Annotated in this window: 17 protein-coding genes; 7 read left to right on the top strand and 10 right to left on the bottom strand. The window is 73.8% G+C overall.

The window, feature by feature from the left end:
- Positions 1 to 36: 36 nt before the first annotated feature.
- Entirely contained in the window at positions 37 to 519 is a 483-nt protein-coding gene (locus ACH4S9_RS36205; RefSeq protein ID WP_311728522.1) for a GNAT family N-acetyltransferase, read from the bottom strand.
- A gap of 111 nt (positions 520 to 630) precedes the next feature.
- Between ACH4S9_RS36205 and ACH4S9_RS36200 the strand changes: the two genes are divergently transcribed.
- A complete protein-coding gene (locus ACH4S9_RS36200) occupies positions 631 to 996 on the top strand; it encodes a PH domain-containing protein (protein ID WP_311728523.1) in 366 nt (121 codons plus the stop codon).
- Positions 997 to 1,006: 10 nt separating this feature from the next.
- Here the strand turns inward: ACH4S9_RS36200 and ACH4S9_RS36195 are convergent, their stop codons facing one another.
- Positions 1,007 to 1,687: a response regulator gene (locus ACH4S9_RS36195; protein ID WP_398375795.1), complete on the bottom strand. Its 681-nt coding sequence runs from the start codon at positions 1,685 to 1,687 to the stop codon at positions 1,007 to 1,009.
- Positions 1,684 to 2,976, bottom strand: coding sequence for a sensor histidine kinase (locus ACH4S9_RS36190; RefSeq protein WP_398375793.1), 1,293 nt, complete (start codon positions 2,974 to 2,976; stop codon positions 1,684 to 1,686). The genes ACH4S9_RS36195 and ACH4S9_RS36190 overlap by 4 nt, the downstream gene beginning before the upstream one ends.
- Before the next feature lie 132 nt (positions 2,977 to 3,108).
- Here ACH4S9_RS36190 and ACH4S9_RS36185 point away from each other — a divergent pair, with 132 nt between their 5' ends.
- The 3 genes from ACH4S9_RS36185 to ACH4S9_RS36175 are packed head-to-tail and all read left to right on the top strand — an operon-like array spanning position 3,109 to position 6,243.
- Positions 3,109 to 4,032: an ABC transporter ATP-binding protein gene (locus ACH4S9_RS36185; RefSeq protein ID WP_398375921.1), complete on the top strand. Its 924-nt coding sequence runs from the start codon at positions 3,109 to 3,111 to the stop codon at positions 4,030 to 4,032.
- On the top strand, positions 4,029 to 5,471 hold the full coding sequence (locus ACH4S9_RS36180; protein WP_398375791.1) for an ABC transporter permease subunit: 1,443 nt from the start codon (positions 4,029 to 4,031) through the stop codon (positions 5,469 to 5,471). Before ACH4S9_RS36185 ends, ACH4S9_RS36180 begins: the two co-directional genes overlap by 4 nt.
- Positions 5,464 to 6,243: a hypothetical protein gene (locus ACH4S9_RS36175; RefSeq protein WP_311728527.1), complete on the top strand. Its 780-nt coding sequence runs from the start codon at positions 5,464 to 5,466 to the stop codon at positions 6,241 to 6,243. The genes ACH4S9_RS36180 and ACH4S9_RS36175 overlap by 8 nt, the downstream gene beginning before the upstream one ends.
- Before the next feature lie 162 nt (positions 6,244 to 6,405).
- Here the strand turns inward: ACH4S9_RS36175 and ACH4S9_RS36170 are convergent, their stop codons facing one another.
- Entirely contained in the window at positions 6,406 to 7,365 is a 960-nt protein-coding gene (locus ACH4S9_RS36170; protein ID WP_398375789.1) for a D-2-hydroxyacid dehydrogenase family protein, read from the bottom strand.
- Between the two features lie 106 nt (positions 7,366 to 7,471).
- Here ACH4S9_RS36170 and ACH4S9_RS36165 point away from each other — a divergent pair, with 106 nt between their 5' ends.
- A complete protein-coding gene (locus tag ACH4S9_RS36165) occupies positions 7,472 to 8,137 on the top strand; it encodes a hypothetical protein (RefSeq protein WP_398375787.1) in 666 nt (221 codons plus the stop codon).
- 25 nt (positions 8,138 to 8,162) lie between these two features.
- Here ACH4S9_RS36165 and ACH4S9_RS36160 read toward each other — a convergent pair whose 3' ends face one another.
- From ACH4S9_RS36160 to ACH4S9_RS36140, 5 genes are all read right to left on the bottom strand, one after another.
- Positions 8,163 to 8,855: a hypothetical protein gene (locus tag ACH4S9_RS36160; protein ID WP_311728530.1), complete on the bottom strand. Its 693-nt coding sequence runs from the start codon at positions 8,853 to 8,855 to the stop codon at positions 8,163 to 8,165.
- 130 nt (positions 8,856 to 8,985) lie between these two features.
- The gene (locus tag ACH4S9_RS36155) at positions 8,986 to 10,317 is read right to left on the bottom strand and encodes an ABC transporter permease (RefSeq protein WP_398375785.1); all 1,332 of its coding nucleotides are present in this window, start codon (positions 10,315 to 10,317) and stop codon (positions 8,986 to 8,988) included.
- Entirely contained in the window at positions 10,317 to 10,973 is a 657-nt protein-coding gene (locus tag ACH4S9_RS36150) for an ABC transporter ATP-binding protein (protein WP_398375783.1), read from the bottom strand. Before ACH4S9_RS36150 ends, ACH4S9_RS36155 begins: the two co-directional genes overlap by 1 nt.
- Positions 10,970 to 12,154, bottom strand: coding sequence for an efflux RND transporter periplasmic adaptor subunit (locus ACH4S9_RS36145; RefSeq protein ID WP_398375781.1), 1,185 nt, complete (start codon positions 12,152 to 12,154; stop codon positions 10,970 to 10,972). The genes ACH4S9_RS36150 and ACH4S9_RS36145 overlap by 4 nt, the downstream gene beginning before the upstream one ends.
- Positions 12,154 to 12,702, bottom strand: a complete 549-nt coding sequence (locus tag ACH4S9_RS36140) for a hypothetical protein (protein ID WP_361190578.1) — start codon at positions 12,700 to 12,702, stop codon at positions 12,154 to 12,156. The genes ACH4S9_RS36145 and ACH4S9_RS36140 overlap by 1 nt, the downstream gene beginning before the upstream one ends.
- Positions 12,703 to 12,871: 169 nt before the next feature.
- Between ACH4S9_RS36140 and ACH4S9_RS36135 the strand changes: the two genes are divergently transcribed.
- Entirely contained in the window at positions 12,872 to 13,528 is a 657-nt protein-coding gene (locus ACH4S9_RS36135; RefSeq protein ID WP_385350354.1) for a response regulator transcription factor, read from the top strand.
- Positions 13,525 to 14,799, top strand: a complete 1,275-nt coding sequence (locus tag ACH4S9_RS36130; protein WP_398375779.1) for a sensor histidine kinase — start codon at positions 13,525 to 13,527, stop codon at positions 14,797 to 14,799. Before ACH4S9_RS36135 ends, ACH4S9_RS36130 begins: the two co-directional genes overlap by 4 nt.
- Positions 14,800 to 14,822: 23 nt before the next feature.
- On the opposite strand, the gene ACH4S9_RS36125 is transcribed toward ACH4S9_RS36130, so the two are convergent.
- On the bottom strand, positions 14,823 to 16,619 hold the full coding sequence (locus tag ACH4S9_RS36125; protein ID WP_385350348.1) for a trypsin-like serine protease: 1,797 nt from the start codon (positions 16,617 to 16,619) through the stop codon (positions 14,823 to 14,825).
- Positions 16,620 to 16,830 lie beyond the last annotated feature (211 nt).

The following is a 16,830-nucleotide window of genomic DNA, read 5'->3' as shown; positions in this document are numbered from 1 at the left end:
CTGACCCGGCAGGGGGACGCCCCCCTGCCGGGTCCTTTATCGTCTCCGCTCGGACGGCGGGCGCACCATGAGGACGTCGATCGGGTCCTGGGCTTCCATGACGAATCCGTGACGCTCGTAGAGCCGACGGGCGGCACTGCCCTGGAGGACCTTCAGCGCCACGGCCGCACCCTGCGCGTCGGTCCGCTCCAGCACGGTGCGCAGGACGGCGGAGCCGAGCCCGCGGCCCTGCTGGTGCGGCGCCAGGTAGAAGTGCTCCAGCCACTGCCTGCCGTCGGCGGGCCGGAGCGTGACGCATCCCGCGAGCTCACGGCCGACCATGATGATCGACGTGTACTCCGTGGAGAACGAGTCCCGCAGCCGCTGCCGCACCCGGTGCTCGTCGTAGCGTCCGAGCCGTTCCAGATCCGCCCGCATGACCGCGGCCCGCAACTCCGCGACGGCCTCGACGTCCGCCATCGCCGCGGAGCGCAGCGCCCAGCGCACCGCGGTGTCCGGTCGCGTCCCGTTCCCCGTCATCCCGTCATCCCGGCATCCATGGCCGGAGTATCTCAGTCCGCTTACTTCGCTCCCCGCCCAGTAGGCGATATACATACGGAGATCGCACAACGACGACAAATGGGGGCTGTCATGGCACTTTTCGGCAACGCACACACCGTCGACCCGGCGTCGGCGCAGCGGGACTACGCGAAGCTGCTGGGGCAGGGCGAGCAGATACAGGCCGCGTACCAGCTGATACGGGACACCATCCTCTTCACCGACCGCCGGCTGATCTTCGTCGACAAGCAGGGAATCACCGGCAAGAAGGTGGAGTACCACTCGGTCCCGTACAAGAGCATCACCCACTTCGCGGTGGAGACCGCCGGCCACTTCGACCTCGACGCGGAGCTCAAGATCTGGATCTCGAGCAACGCCACCCCGATCGAGAAGACCTTCACCAAGGGTGTCGACATCTACGAGGTGCAGGCGATCCTGACGCAGTTCGTGGCGAAGTAGCGGCGCCGTCTCAGATGCGTGGCCCGCCCGAACGCGGCACGACAAGACCGAACTCATACGCCAGCATCACCGCTTGGGCGCGGTCGCGGGCGCCGAGTTTGGCCAGGACCCGGCTGACGTGGGTCTTGACGGTCTCGGCGCTCACCGTGAGGCGGGCGGCGATCTCGGCGTTGGCCAGGCCCTCCGCGATGAGGCGGAGCACCTCGGTCTCGCGCGGGGTCAGGAGGGCGAGCGGGGTGGGCTCGGCGGTGTGGGGGCGGAGCCGGACGAACTCGCCGATGAGGCGGCGGGTGACGGTCGGGGCGAGCAGGGCCTCCCCGGCGGCGACCACGCGCACGGCCTCGAAGAGCCGCTCGGCGGCCATGTCCTTGAGGAGGAAGCCGCTGGCGCCGGCGGCCAGGGCGTCGTAGACGTACTCGTCGAGGTCGAAGGTGGTCAGCATGACGATGCGCGGGCCGCCACCGACTCCCGCCCCGGCGACGATGCGGCGGGTGGCCTCGATGCCGTCCAGGACCGGCATGCGCACATCCATGAGGACGACGTCGGGGCGCGTCTCGCGGCAGATCCCGACCGCCGCCGCGCCGTCCGCCGCGCTGCCGACGACGGTCAGGTCGGGCTGGGTGTCCAGCAGCGCGCCGAACCCGGCGCGCACCACGTCCTGGTCGTCGGCGATGACGATGCGTACGGTCATGCGGCCGCCGCCGCCCGCAGCGGCAGTTCGGCCGCGACGACGAAGCCGCCCGCCGGGCCGTGCCCGGTGCGCAGGGTGCCGCCGGCCATGGCGACGCGCTCGCGCATGCCGAGCAGGCCGTGGCCGCCGCCGGGGGCCGGGCCGGGGCTCATGGGGCCGGTGACGGGGCCGATGTCGCGTACGGTGACGCGCAGCGCGCCCTCGGCGTAGTGGAGTTCGACGTCGACCGGCGCGCCGGGGGCGTGCCGCCGGGCGTTGGTCAGGGCCTCCTGGACGATGCGGTAGGCGGTGAGCTCCAGGCCGGGCTCCAGGGGGGCGATCCGGCCGCGTACGACGAGCCGGACGCCGCCGCCCGCGGCGTCGCGGGCCTCGTCGACCAGGGTGAGCAGCTGGTCGAGGCCGGGCTGCGGCCGGCGGGTGGGCGGGCCGGACGACGCGTCGTCGCGCAACACGCCCAGCAGACGGCGCATTTCGGTGAGCGCCTGCCGGGCCGTGTCGCCGATCGCCAGCAGCCGCTCGGCACCCAACGGCGGCAGCCCGGGGGTGGTCAGCCGGGCGGTCTCGGCCTGCACGGACAGGGTGGAGATGTGGTGGGCGACGACGTCGTGGAGCTCCCGGGCGATCCGGGCCCGCTCGCCGCGCGCCGCGTGCTCCAGCACGGTGTGCGCGTACTCCCAGTCGGCCGCGGACCGGGCGGCCGCCTCCCCGCCGGCCCGCCGCGCCGCCCCGGCCGCGAGCGCGGCCGCGGCGCCCGCCAGCAGCGCCACGCCGAGCGGCTTGCCGCCGGCCGCCGAGGCGGCCGGGCCCACCGCGTACGCCACGAAGGGGACGGCGAACAGCAGCGTGGTGCGGGGCGAGCCGCGCAACCCGGTCAGATGGAGCAGTGCGGCCAGGGCGGGCAGCGCGGCCACACAGGGCAGCCGGTCGCTCAGCGGGGTCAGCAGGACCGCGGCCGTCACCGCCGTGGCCGCGGGCAGCAGATGGGTGCGGGCGAAGGCGAGCGGCGCGGTCGAGCCGAGGACCAGGGCCAGGGTGAGCGGGATGTCGGCGCGGTTGCGTTCGTCGATCTCCGCGACGGCCTGGAGCAGCCCGGCGGCACACAGCGCCGCGGCCGCCACGAGCGGCAGATCCGGGGCGCGGCCGAGCCGCCGTACCGCCGCCGCCCCGCGCCCGGCCGCGGCACGCGCCGCACCGGCCGCACCCGCCGAACCGGCCGCACCGGCCGCACCGGCCGCACCGGCCGCACCGGCCGCACCGGCCGCACCGGCCCGGGGCCTTCTCCACCTCACGCCGGTCATTATGCGGCGGCCGGCGCGCCCTGCCGTCCCCCGTGCGGGGGACACCCGGGCCGGAAAGATTCCCCACCGGCGTGACGGCCTGCCGGGCAGCGCTGCGTAGCGTCCCTGGGCATGGCGAAAACCATGACGGGCCTCTCGATCGAGGCCCACGATCTGCGGAAGCGTTACGGGCCCACGGCGGCCGTGGACGGGCTGACGTTCGCGGTGCGGCCCGGGCTGGTCACCGGGTTCGTCGGGCCCAACGGCGCGGGGAAGTCGACGACCATGCGGATGGTGATGGGGCTCGACGCCCCGGACGGAGGCACCGCCCTGGTCGGCGGCCGCCCGTACGCCTCGCTGCGCGAGCCCCTGAAGGTCGTCGGGGCACTTCTGGACGCCGAGGCCGTCCACCCCGGCCGCCGGGCGCGCAGCCATCTGCTGTGGCTGGCCCGGTACAACGGCCTGCCCGCCCGGCGCGTCGACGAGGTGCTGGAGCTGGTCGGCCTCGCCTCCGCCGCGCGACGCCGGGCCGGGGGCTTCTCGCTCGGCATGCGGCAGCGGCTCGGCATCGCGGCGGCGCTGCTGGGCGATCCGCCGGTGCTGATCCTGGACGAGCCGGTCAACGGGCTCGACCCGGAGGGCATCCAGTGGATCCGCGGCTTTCTGCGCTCGCTGGCCGCCGAGGGGCGCACCGTGCTGGTCTCCAGCCACCTGATGAGCGAGCTGGAGGACACCGCCGACCACCTGATCGTCATAGGCCGCGGCCGGCTGCTCGCGGACACCGATGTGGCGACGCTGCTGGCCGCCGCGTCCAAGGGCCGCGTCACGCTGCGCACCCCGCGCCGCGCGGAAGCGGTGACGGCACTGGCCGGGGCCGGGGCCGAGGTGGCGGTCCTGGGGCCCGACCGGCTCACCGTGGACGGGCTGCCCGCCGAGCGGGTGGTGGCCCTGCTGGGCGCGGGCGGGGTGCCGTTCTCTGAGGTGGCGGCTCATCGCGCCTCATTGGAGGAGGCCTATCTCGAACTGACCCGGGATGCCGGGGAGTTCCGCGCGCGGGAGGGTTCGTGATACGCGCGATCCGCGCCGAGTGGACCAAGCTGATGTCGGTGCGCAGCACCGCCGTCGCCCTGCTCGCCGTCTTCTCCTTCACCGTGCTCATCGGCTATCTCTCCGCGCAGGGCGGCCACGGCAACGCCAACGACGCTCCGCGGACCGTCGACCACTTCAGCTTCGTGCACCGCGAACTCAGCGGCGACGGAAGCGTCACCGCGCGCGTCGCACAACAGAAGGACAGCGCCCCCTGGGCCAAGTCCGGCGTCGTCATCAAGGCGTCGACGGCCAGCGGCTCCTCGTACGTCGCCCTGATGGTCACCCCCGACCACGGCGTACGGATGCTGGCCGACGCGAAGACCGAGGCCACCGGCGAGGGCGACACGGCCGCACCGGTCTGGCTGCGGCTGACCCGCGCGGGGCGCGAGATCACCGGGTACGCGTCCGCCGACGGCCGCGCCTGGCGGAAGGTCGGCACGCTCACCGCCCGCGCGCTGCCGGCGCGGGCCCAGGCGGGGCTGTTCGTGGCCTCCCACGGGCGCCTGCACGAGCGTCTGGTGGGCCCCGGCGAGATCGTGGGCGGCTTCCGCCCCACCACAGGCCAGGCCGTGTTCGACCACGTCACCCTGGCCCCGGCGGGGGCTTCCGCGCCGGACGACTGGACGTTGACGGACGTGGCCGAGGCACCCGTGACCCATGGCCCGCCCGCCGAGATCCGCACCGCGTCCGAGAGCCCCGGCACCCTGCGGCGCGCCGGGGGCACCTTCACCGTCACCGGGAGCGGCGACCTCGGCCGCATCGGGATCGCGGGCGTCGGCAGCGAACTCCACGGCTTCGACCGGGTCAAGGACAGCCTCTCCGGGGCGCAGTTCGGGATGATCGCGGCGATCGCGCTGGGCGTGCTCGCCATGACCTCCGAGTACCGGACCGGCACGATCCGTACGACGTTCGGCGCCTCCCCGCGCCGCGCCCGGGTGCTGGCCGCCAAGGCCGTCGTGCTGGCGGGCACCGTCTTCCCCATGGGCCTCGCCGCGGCCGTCACCACCCTCCTCCTCACCCGGCCGATCCAGCGCCGCAACGGCATGGGCCCGCCGGTCCACCCCGACCCCTCCCTCAGCGACCCCACGGTGCTGCGCGCGGTCGTCGGCACGGCGGCCACGCTGGCGCTGGTCGCGCTGCTCTCGCTCGGCGTCGGCGTGCTGCTGCGGCGTACGGCGGGGGCGGTGATCCTGCTCTTCGGGGTGTTCCTGGTGGTGCCGATCGTCGCCCAGGTCAGCTCGGTCGACGTCAACAACTGGGTCAACCGGGCCACGCCGATCGCGGGGCTGGCCATCCGCCAGACCATGCACCTGCTCGGCGACTCGACCAGCCCCTGGGGCGGCTTCGCCGTCCTGTGCGGATACACGGCGGTGGCGCTCGGCGCCGCGTTCTGGGTGCAGGGCAGGCGCGATGCGTGAGGCGCGGCGCGCGGGGCGGGCCCTGCGCGCCGAGTGGACCAAGCTGTGCACGGTGCCGTCCCAGCTGTGGACGCTGGCGGCCCTGACCGCGGTCATGGCGGGCGTGACCGCGCTCACCGCCGCGGGCCAGGGGCGCCCCCGGGACACCCCGGCGGACCCGGCGGCGCTCGCCCTGTCGGGCGTCTACTTCGCGCAACTCGCCGCCGTCGCGGTCGGGGTGGCGCTGGTCGCCTCCGAGTACCAGCCGAGGGTGATCCGTACGACGCTGGCCGCGCACCCCGGACGGACCGGCGTCCTCGCCGCGAAGGCCGCCGTCGTGGCCGCGGCGGTGCTCGGCGCCGGCGTCCCCGGGGTGCTGGGGTCGCTGCTGGCCGGGCGGGCCGTGTCGGCCGGGCAGGGCCACGCCGCGGCCGCCCTGTCCGACCCGGCGGTGTGGCGGGCGGCCGCCGGCACCCTGCTCTATCTGGCGCTGGTCGCGCTGCTGGGCGCCGGGGTGGCCGCGGTGCTCCGGCACGGCGGGGTGGCCGTCGGGGCCACGGCGGCGCTGCTGTACGGGCCGTTTCTGGCCACGAAGGTCGTCCCGATGTCCACGCACGCCCTCCATGTGGTCCAGAAGGTCTCGCCGATGAGCGCCGGGCTCGCCGTCCAGACCACCCTCCCGGGCACCGGCACCGCCCCCCTCGCCCCCTGGACGGGCCTCGGCGTCCTCGCCGCCTGGGCGGGGGCGGCGGTGGCCCTGGGCTGGGCGGCGCTGCGCTTCCGCGACGCGTGACGGGGGCGGGTGGGCGCGGAGTGGGCTGGTGGCGCCCAGGGGGGCAGCAAATCGACGCAGCCCCCACCCCGCCCCTTCCCGAGACTGGGGCTTCGCCCCAGCCCCCCCCGGGGTAGGGGCGGGGAGGGCCCGCCGCAGGCGTCAAGATCCGCCGGACACGGCCTAGCCCAGGACGCGTACGGGGGAGCCGGCGAGGAAGGCCTGAATGTCCTCGACGGCCTCGCCGTAGTACCTGCGGTAGTTGTCCTGGGAGACATAGCCCAGGTGCGGGGTGGCCAGCAGCCGGGGCAGGGTGCGCATGGGGTGGTCCGCCGGGAGCGGCTCGACGTCGAAGACATCGACCCCCGCCCCGGCGAACGCGCCCCGCCGCAGGGCGTCGATCAGCGCTTCCTGGTCGACGATGGCGGCCCGGGACGTGTTGACGAGGTACGCGGTCGGCTTGAGCAGGGCCAGTTCGGGCGCGCCCAGCAGACCGCGGGTGCGGTCGCTCAGCGCGAGGTGGACGGAGACCACGTCGCTGGAGGCCAGCAGCTCCTCCTTGGAACCGGCGAGCGCCACCCCGACCTCATCGGCCCGCTGCCTCGTCAGATTCTGGCTCCAGGCCGTCACCTCCATCCCGAAGGCCAGCCCGATCGCGGCCACCCGGCTGCCGATCTTCCCCAGGCCCAGCAGTCCCAGCCGACGGCCGTGCAGATCCGCGCCGACCGTGCTCTGCCAGGGCCCGCCCGTGCGCAGCGCGGTGTTCTCGGCGACCAGGCCCCGGGCCAGGCCGAGGATCAGCGCCCAGGTCAGCTCGACCGGCGGGGCCTGGGAGCTGGCCGTGCCGCAGACCGTCACGCCGTGGCGCTCGGCCGCCGCGTAGTCGATGACCGAGTTCCGCATGCCGGAGGCGATCAGCAGCTTCAGCCTCGGCAGCCGGGCGAACAGCGAGCCGGGGAAGGCGACGCGCTCCCGAAGGGTGACGACGAAGTCGAAGTCGGCCAGAGCCGCGGCCAGCTCGTCCTCGGTGCCGAAGTGCCGGGTGAAGCTCACGACCTCCACCCGGTCCAGGACGGGGGCCCAGTCTGCACTGGTCAGGGCCACCCCCTGGAAGTCGTCGAGCACCGCACAGCGCAGCTTCATCCCCGCTCCCTTACCGCGGCTCTCCGCGTCATCTTGTCCGTTTCGTTGTCCGGGCACGGCCGGTGAGGCTGTTCCCGGCACAGGTTTATCGGCCATACTGCCCGCCGTGGAGCAGCGCATAGGACCGAGCACCCCGCCCGTGCCCGCCGCCGGGTTCGATCCGGCGTACATCCCCGGCCTCACGGCCCCACGCCCAGCGGAGGAGGAACCCCCGAAGGAAAAGGCGGAGAAGGCAGAAGAGCCGCTCGAGGACGCCGAAACCGAGGCTGGGACAGAAGCCGACGCGGAACCTGAAGCCGAAGCCGACGCGGAAGCCGAAGCGGAGGCCGAGGCCGCGGACGCGGCCGAAGAGACGGCCGGCGAGGATGAGGACGAGGACGGCGGCCCCGTCTTCGAGGCCGCCGACCACCGCGGCTCGATCGTCGCACGCCGCGGCGGCGTCACCCTCCGGCTGGACGGCGAGACGGCCGAGTTCGACTGGAGCGAGATCGGCGCGGTCGAGATCGACACCCCGCGGTTCGGACGCCGGTTCTCCGTCACCGTCTACACGACCGCCCGCCGCTGGTACACGGCCGATGTCGCGGCGTCGTCCAAGAAGGTGCTCAAGGAGTGGACGACGGAACTCGACGCAGTTCTGGACGCCTACTTCGAGGACGCCAAGCCCGAGAAGGCCGAGCCCGAGAAGGCCGAGCCTGAGGACGCCAAGCCCGAGAAGGCCGAACCCGAGGACACCAAGCCCGAGAAGGCGGAGCCCGAGGACGCCAAGTCCTGAGGCTTCCCCGCGCGTCCGGCCGGGGTCACCCCGGCCGCCGCGCGGCCATCTGCCTCCGTACGGCCGGCGGCGCGCCGAGCGCCTGGGCGGTGGGCGTGGGGTCCGGCTTGAAGGAGACCGCCACCAGCGGGGCGTCAAGGCCGGGGTCGGAGACGGTCAGCACGAGGACCGGATAGTCGGCCGCGTCGTTGCTGCGGGGTGGGCTGGAGTTCATGAGGTCGGACATCGAGTAGCCGTTCCGCAGCGCCGAGGGCGGCAGCTCGACCATGAAGTGCAGCGGCTCCTCGCGGGTGACGCGTATCGCGCCGTCCTTGGCGGCGGGTGTCTCGACGGACTTCGGCGACAGCCCCTTGGCCTCCGCCATCAGGCCCTTCCCGTGCGGAGCACAGAAGCGGACCGACACCCCGCCGCGTGCGAGGGGCGTGTGGAGGACGAGCGGGTTACGGCCCACGTTGATGCTCGCCCCGATGGTGAAGTGCATGTCGCCGCCACCCATCGGGGACTTCGAGGAGTATCCGTGGCTGAGCGTGACCAGCCGCGGCTCCTTCTCATCCCAGACCGAGGGGTGTGGCGCGTCCTTCATGCAGGGGTCGTCGGCGCGCCACGGTACGCCTTCTCCGGCCGCGTCCTCTGAGGCGCGGGTGCCCATGTACACCAGGGTGAGCACGCCCACGACCAGCGCCGCGATCAGCGCGTACGAGCGCCGTGACAGGTTCAATGCCCCCTCCTTGCCCCGGACCTCGTCCAGTCGGCCATCCAACCATGCCGGACCGACACGGCCGCGAGCCGCCAGCCCGGCCCCACGTGGGCACCGGGCGGGCGGCTCGGCCCGTTCACGGCATGTCCGTTCAGGGCGTGGCCAGGGCCTCCGTCGGGGAGAGCCGGGAGGCGCGGATCGCCGGGTAGAGGCCGGCCAGGCCGCCGATGGCGAGGGTCGCGGCCAGGCCGACGAGCAGCGCCCACGGCGGGACCTCGACGGGCCAGCCCTGCGACAGCGCGTAGCCGGCCGTGACCCCGGCGCCCAGGAGCGCCCCGCCCGCTCCGCCCAGGGCGGACAGGAGCAGGGACTCCGCGAGGAACTGGCCGCGGATCTGGCCCCGGGTCGCGCCCAGGGAGCGGCGCAGCCCGATCTCCGCGCGGCGTTCCAGCACGGAGATGACCATCGTGTTGGCCACCCCGACGCCGCCGACGAGGAGCGCCACCGCGCCGAGGCCGAGGAGCAGCCCGGTGAACGCCTCGCCCGCCGCCTGCTGGGCGGCGAGGGCGTCGGAGGGGCGGGAGACCTCGACCTCGCCGGGCGCCTCGGGGTTGGCGGTGGCGCCCAGAACGGAGGCCACGGACTCCACCGCGGACTCCTCGGAGCGGGTGTAGATCGTGGTGGGGCGTCCGTCGAAGTACAGATCGGCCTCGGCCTCGGCCCAGCCGACGAGGGCCGCGGTGTCCAGCTCGGGGGCGAGCGGGGCGGGTTCGAGGACGCCGACGACGGTGAACCACCGGCCGCCGATCAGGACCTGGGTGTCGGGGCCGACCTGCCCGATCCCCAGCCGTTCCGCGGCGGTGGCGCCGAGGACGACGGCCGGGTAGCGGCTGGTGGCGGCGTTGAGCCAGGTGCCGCTGCGCAGCTCGGCGCCGATGGCGGCGCGCAGGCTGGTACGGGCGGCGTAGGTGGCGATGCCGTTGGTCTCGGCCTCGGGGATCTTGTCGGTGCGGTAGACCTTCGCGCCGGGGAGCTTGCCGACGGCCGACACCGAGTGCACCGGGCCGATCCGCGCCACCATCTGCTCCGCGGTCTCCGGGAGCCGGGCCTGGCCGCCGGACATCGTCGAACCGGGCGAGGCGGTGAGCAGGTTGGTGCCCAGCGCGGCGAGGGTGCGGTCGAGATCGGCGCGGGAGGAGGACGAGATGCCGACCACCGCGACCATCGCCGCGATGCCGATGGCGATGCCCAGCGCGGAGAGGAAGGCCCGCATGGGGCGGGTGCGCAGGCCCACCGCGCCGACCTTGACCACATCGCGGGGGCGCAGCCGGGCGGGGCGGAGGGCGTCGGCGCGCCGCCGGTCCGTACGGCCGGGGCGGTCCGTACGGCCGGGGCGGTCCGTACGGCCAGGGCGGTCCGTACGGCCAGGGCGGTCCGTACGGCCAGGGCGGTCCGTACGGCCGGGGTGTGTGTCCGTGGCCATCAGTCCGACACCGTCCGCCCGTCGCGCATCCGCACCTGCCGGGGCAGGCTGTCCGCGATCTCCCCGTCATGGGTGATGATCACCACGGTGGTGCCCGCGGCGTGCAGCTCCCGCAGCAGCCGCATCACCTCGGCCCCGGAGTGGGAGTCGAGCGCCCCGGTCGGCTCGTCGGCCAGCAGCAGCGCGGGCTCGCCGACCACCGCGCGGGCGATGGCGACGCGCTGGCGCTCGCCGCCGGACAGCTCGTGCGGATGGTGGTGCACCCGGTGGCCGAGGCCGACCCGGTTCAGCATCAGCGCGGCCCGGCGGCGCCGTTCGCCGGCCGCCAGCCCGGAGTACAGGAGCCCGTCGGCGACGTTGTCCAGCGCCGAGGTGCCGGTGGCGAGGTGGAAGTGCTGGAAGACGAAGCCGATGCGGGTCGCCCGCAGCGCGGAGACCTTGGCGTCGGAGAGGGCGCCGATGTCGTATCCGTCGATGAGCACGCTTCCGCTGGTGGGCCGGTCGAGGGTGCCGAGGATGTTGAGCATCGTCGACTTGCCGGAGCCGGACGGGCCCACGATGCCCACGAGTTCGCCGTGCCCGATGTCCAGGCTGACGCCGTCCAGCGCGGTGACCCCGCCCGGGTGGGTCTTGGTGACATCCGTCAGGGAGATCACTTCGGCGCCCCCACCTTCGTGCCCTCGGAGATGCCCTTGCCCGAGATCTCCACCCGGCCGTCGGCGAACAGGCCGGTGGTGACCGGGACGTACGTGCTGGTCGAGCCCTTGACGACCTCCACGCCGAAGCCGCCCTCGGCGAGCGCCAGCAGGGCGCCGACCGGCACGGTGAGCACGTCCTTACGGGTTTCGGAGGTGAAGTCGACGTGGACGGCGGCCAGCGCGTAGGCCTCGGCGGCCTTCCGGGCCGCCGCGTCCCCCAGCGCGACGACCACCTCGATCTTCGTCTTCGCCTCCTCCCCCTGCCCGTTGCCCGGCTCGATCACCGTGGAGACGTCCTTGACGGTGCCCTTGACGGTCCGGTCGCCCGGCAGCACGACCTCGACGTCCCTCCCCTCCTTCGCCAACTGCTGGTCGGCGGGGTCGAGCTCGGCGGTGACGGCCTGGTCGGTGCCGGTGTACGACAGCACCTTGCCGCCGGGGGCGACCGTGTCGCCCTTGCGCGCCGCCACGCTGTCCACGCGGACCGCGCCGGGCGCGAACACCACGCTCCCCAGCTCCACGGTCCCGGTCTCCGGCAGGCCCAGGTCCTCCTGCCAGGCGCGGACCGCCTCGGCCGTGGTGGCCGTGTACTCGTCGTCGACCGTGAAACCCGAGTAGCCGAGTGCCCTGAGGTTCCGCTCCAGCTGCCGTACGTCCGCGCCCTCACTCCCCGTCTTCAGGGCGCGGTACGCGGGCGTCGAACCGTACATCAGCGTCACGGGGCGCCCGTCCGCCTCGTACAGCGCCTTGCCGCGGGTGATCCGGTCCCCCGCCTCGGGCGCCTCGGTGACCGTGCCGGGCCGCCGGGCGGACAGGGTGGTCGCCGGGCCGAAGCCGAGCTGTCCGTCGACGCTCTGGGTGTCCTGGAGCGTCCGGCGGGTCACCTCGACGGTGCTCGGCGGCAGTTCGGTCGCGGCCTTGTCGCCCGAGCCGCGGCCGACCGGGCCGAGGGTGGCGACGGCGACGGCGCCGCCCGCCACCAGCACCAGGACGGCGAGGGCGGCCTTCATGCCGCGGCGGCGGCCCTTGCGGCGGCGGGGCGCGGGCTCCGGGACCGAGGTGCGCGCCGCCTCCGACTCCCGGTCCGACTCCTGGTCCGAGTCCTGGCCCCGCACGCTGTCCACGGCGATGTCCCCCATCAGCCGTCGTTCCGGTTCAGAGTGCCGCCGCCACCGATGTACTTGTTGCAGGCCTTCTCCGCCTTGGAGAAGTCGGGGTCGTCCATGACCGAGCCGTCGACCCGGAGTCCGCCCCCCGTCTGCGGGTCGGGGAAGTTCTCCACGCCCTGCTCACGCATGCACTTGGCGTACTTGCGCATGTTCTCCTGCGCCTTCGCGTCCGGCTTGCGGCCGCCCCCGTTCTGCACCGGGTCGTACTCGCGGCAGGCCTCCTGGGCCTTCTCCACCGTCCCCTTCGGGGTGCCGGGCGGGATCTCGATCCTGATCCCCTGGCCGGGCTCCGGGTCCTCCATGTCGATGCCGTGCTCGCGCATGCACTGCGCGAACTTGGCCCCCATCTCCTGCGGGTCCATGCTCGGGGCCGAGCTGCCGCCACCGTCCTTCTTCGCGCCGTCGGCCGAGGCCACCTTGTCGTCGCCGCCGCTGCCGGAGCCGCATCCGGTCAGGGACAGGGCGAGGGTCAGCGCCAGTGGCACGGCCGCCGCCATGCCGAGGATCCGCCTGCTCATGGCGTCGTCTCCTTCTGCTCGATCGGTACGTACGAGAGGGATGCAAGAGCAGGCCGCGTTTCCCCCACGTTTCCGGCGGCGGCCGGTGGCCCCTAACGGCGCGGAAACACCGGACCGGGCACGATGGCCTCGCCCGCAGGGGGCTGCCGGCAGGAAGGGGAGGGGACGGATGCGGGTGCTGGTGGTCGAGGACGAACCCCTGCTCGCCGACGCGATCACGGAGTGGCTGCGCGACGAGCCGCACGCGGTCGACGTCGCGTACGACGGCACCGCCGCGCTGGAGCGGCTGACCGTCAACGACTACGACGTGGTGGTCCTGGACCGGGACCTCCCCGGGGTGCACGGCGACGACGTCTGCCGTGAGCTGGCCGGGGCCGGGGCGACGGCGCGGGTGCTGATGCTCACCGCCGCCGCAGAGGTCGCCGACCGCGTCGCCGGGCTCACCCTCGGCGCCGACGACTACCTCACCAAGCCCTTCGCCTTCGCCGAACTCGCCGCCCGCGTCCAGGCCCTGGGCCGCCGCAGCCGCCCGGCGGCGCCGCCGGTGCTGCGCCGGGCCGGGATCACCCTGGACCCGGCCCGCCGCGAGGTGTTCCGGGACGGGCGCTACGTACCGCTGTCGAAGAAGGAGTTCGCCGTGCTGACCGAGCTGCTGCGGGCCGACGGGAGCGCGGTCTCCGCCGAACAGCTGCTGGAGAAGGCCTGGGACGAGCACGCCGACCCGTTCACCGGGGCGGTACGGCTGGCCGTGCTGAAGCTGCGCCGCAAGCTCGGCGGGCCGCCGGTCGTCGAGACCGTCACGGGCGTGGGGTACCGGATCGCATGAAGCGCCGCCTGAGATTCCCGCCGCGCCGGTTCCTGCCGCGCCGGATCAGCCTGCGGGCCCGGCTCACCCTGATCTACGGAGGGCTGTTCCTCGCCGCCGGCGTGGTGCTGCTCGGCGTCACGTACGCGCTGTTCAACCAGCAGCTCGCCGGCGGCGGCCTGAAGATCTACGCCCGCAGCGTGCAGACCGACGGCCCCGCCTCGGGCCCGCCCCGGAATCAGGTGATCACCGGGGACGGCGAAGTCCTCACCGACAAGTCGGCGCAGAAGTGGATGAAGGACGAACGCGACCGGGTGAACGCCGCCGCCACCACCTCGCTCATCACCCAGGGCGGGCTCGCCCTCCTGGTCGTCGGCGGCGCGGCGGCCGGCTTCGGCTGGCTGGCCGCCGGCCGGGTGCTGGCCCCGCTGCACCGGGTCACCGACACCGCCCGCCGCATCGCGAGCGCCCCGGCCGCCGATCGCGGCCTGCATGAGCGGATCGCCCTGCGCGGGCCCGACGACGAGGTCAAGGACCTCGCCGACACCTTCGACACGATGGTCGAACGGCTCGACCGGTCCTTCGACGGCCAGCGCCGCTTCGTCGCCAACGCCTCGCACGAGCTGCGCACCCCGCTCACCCTCGGGCGGGCCCTGGTCGAGGTGGCCATGCACCGCAGAACCGCCTCCGAGGACGTCAAGCAACTCGGCGAGAACCTGCTGGAGATCAACGCCCGCCATGAGCGGCTGATCACCGGGCTGCTGCTGCTCGCCAGTTCGGAGAACGAGATCACCGAGCGGCTGCCGGTCGATCTGTCCGACATCGTGGACCACGTGGCCGGACAGACCGCGGCGGAGGCGGCAGGGGCCGGGATCACGGTGGAGCAGGAGACCGCCCCGGCGCCCACCACCGGCGACGCGCTGCTGCTGGAGCGGCTGGTGCACAACCTCGTCGAGAACGGCATCCGCCACAACACCCCGGACGGGGGCGGCTGGGTGCGGGTCGCCTGCCGCGCCCGCGACGACGGCCGGGTCGAGGTCGAGGTGCGCAACACCGGCCCGGCCGTGCCCCGTTACGAGCTGCCCGCGCTCTTCGAGCCCTTCCGCCGCCTCGGCACCGACCGCCTGGTCACCGCCAAGGGCGCGGGCCTCGGCCTGTCCATCGTCCGCTCCATCGCCCGCGCCCACGGCGGCGACGTCACGGCCCGCCCCCGCGAGGGCGGCGGCCTGACCGTGACGGTCACCCTGCCCGCCCACGCGGAGGCGGCCGACCCGCCGGACGCTCCCGCGTAGCGCCCTCTTCGGCCGACCCAGGGTCAGCCGAAGAGGTTGTACTGCTGCCAGCCGGTGCCGATCGTGACCGGCGTGCCGAAGAGGTCGGACGTGGCCTTGCCGGTGCCCGGGTAGAGGTAGAGCATGCCGGCGGGGGTGCGGGCGGCCAGATCGGCCTTGCCGTCACCCGTGATGTCGCCGACCGTGGCGAAGGCGTCGTACTGGCTCCAGGTACGGACGTGGATGCGGGTGCCGAACGCCCCGGAGCCGGACTTGCCGGTGCCCGGGTAGAGATAGACGTACGAGTTGCTGCTGCTCCGGGCGATCAGGTCGGGCTTGCCGTCGCCGGTGAAGTCGCCGTGCCCGAGCAGCCGGTTGTACTGGTTCCAGCCGCTGCCGACCGCGACCGGGGAGGCGAAGGTGCCGTCGCCCTTGCCCGGGTAGATGTACAGCGTGCCGCTCGCGGTCACCGACAGCAGGTCCGGCAGCTGGTCGCCGGTCACGTCACCCGGGGCGACGACCTTGGTGCGGGTGGACCAGTTGCCGAAGACCAGGGTGGTGGCCCAGCTGCCGCTGGCCGGGACGTAGTGCCGCCAGTAGACCGCGCCGGTGGAGGCCCGGCGGATGATCTGGTCCTGGTAGCCGTCCCGGTTGAGGTCGGTCTGGAGGACGAGGTTCTTGTCGCTGTACGAGCCCCAGGACACCCTGGTGGCGAACGACGTGCCCTTGGAGTCGTACTCGTAGCCCGTGTTGTCCGAGGAGCGGCGCACGAACAGGTCGGCCCTGGCGTCGCCGTTCAGGTTGGTGTCGTCGATCCGCGGATAGGCCGCCCCGACGTACGTGCTCACCTTGGTGAACACGCTGTACGACCCCTCGGCCACGCAGTCGGTCGCGCCCCAGGAGACCACGCCGACGACCTTGCCGCCGACGATCAGCGGCCCGCCCGAATCCCCGTTGCAGGCGGAGACGGTGCCGGTGTCCGAGCCAGTCGCCGGCTGGCCCGCGCAGACCATGTGGCCCTTGATGAACTGACTGCCGTAGGTGGTGGCGCAGGTGGTGTCCGAGACCATCGGCAGGGTCGCCGTGCGTAGCGTCTCGGAGATGTCCTGGCTGGTGGAGCTTGTGCGGCCCCAGCCGTAGAGGGTGGCCTCGGTGCCCGCGGCGTACGACGCGGTGTCGTTGGAGGTGGTGATGGGGGCGGGCTTGGCGGTGACGGGGCTGGGCAGCGTCAACACCGCGAGGTCGTTGTCGATGGTGGTCGCGCTGTACGACGGGTGGTTCCACTGCCGCCAGACGCCGGAGACGGTGCCTCCGTGCACATCGACCGAGCCGTCGCTGTTGTCCGTCGGCTGCTGGGCGGTGCCGGTGATGACGGCGCCGTTGGCGTTCCAGTCGTAGCCCTTGACGCAGTGCGCGGCGGTCAGGATCTTCGTGGGGGACACGACCGTGCCGCCGCAGAAGAAGCCGATGTCGTCCGAGGTGTCGGCGGTGCCCTTGTCGTCGGAGTACCACAGCTGGGCCATCCACGGGGCCGTGGTGATGCTGGTCTCCGTACCGCCGATGATCTTGGGATCGACGGTGCCGGACGGCGAGGTGGCGCCCGCCGAGGGCTTCGCGCTCGACGAAGACGCCGCGCCCGCGGACGGCTTGGACTCCGTCGACGCCTGCCCCTGATCAGCGCTCAGCGCGCCCTTGATACGGGCCAGGAGCTCGGTGTGCGAGGGGACCGCGTCGCGGCCCGTCGTCACCGGCGCGGGCGAGGCATGGGCGGGCGCGAGGGGAAGGGCGGCGGCGAAGCCGGCGGCGATCGCGACGGCGGCGGCGGGAAGGGCTCTGCGCACCCGCCTTCCCCGCCCCTCCCGCTTCTGGGCAGCGAACACTCGGGTCTCCTGTCGGTGAAGGATCGACTCGCACCCGGACAGGGAGAAGCGGCCGGACAACGGCAGCACGAATACCGCCCGCTATGCGGACGAACGCGGCCAGAGAGCGCGTTCCCCTCCCGAGGCGGACTGATCGTATGACCGCCCGCCGCTCCGTCGGCCACGCGGCGGG

It is taken from the genome of Streptomyces sp. NPDC021225 (genome assembly GCF_044332865.1).
Classification (GTDB): domain Bacteria; phylum Actinomycetota; class Actinomycetes; order Streptomycetales; family Streptomycetaceae; genus Streptomyces.
Note: the sequence above shows the minus strand (reverse complement) of the source record. Positions and strands in the feature narration are given on the sequence as shown.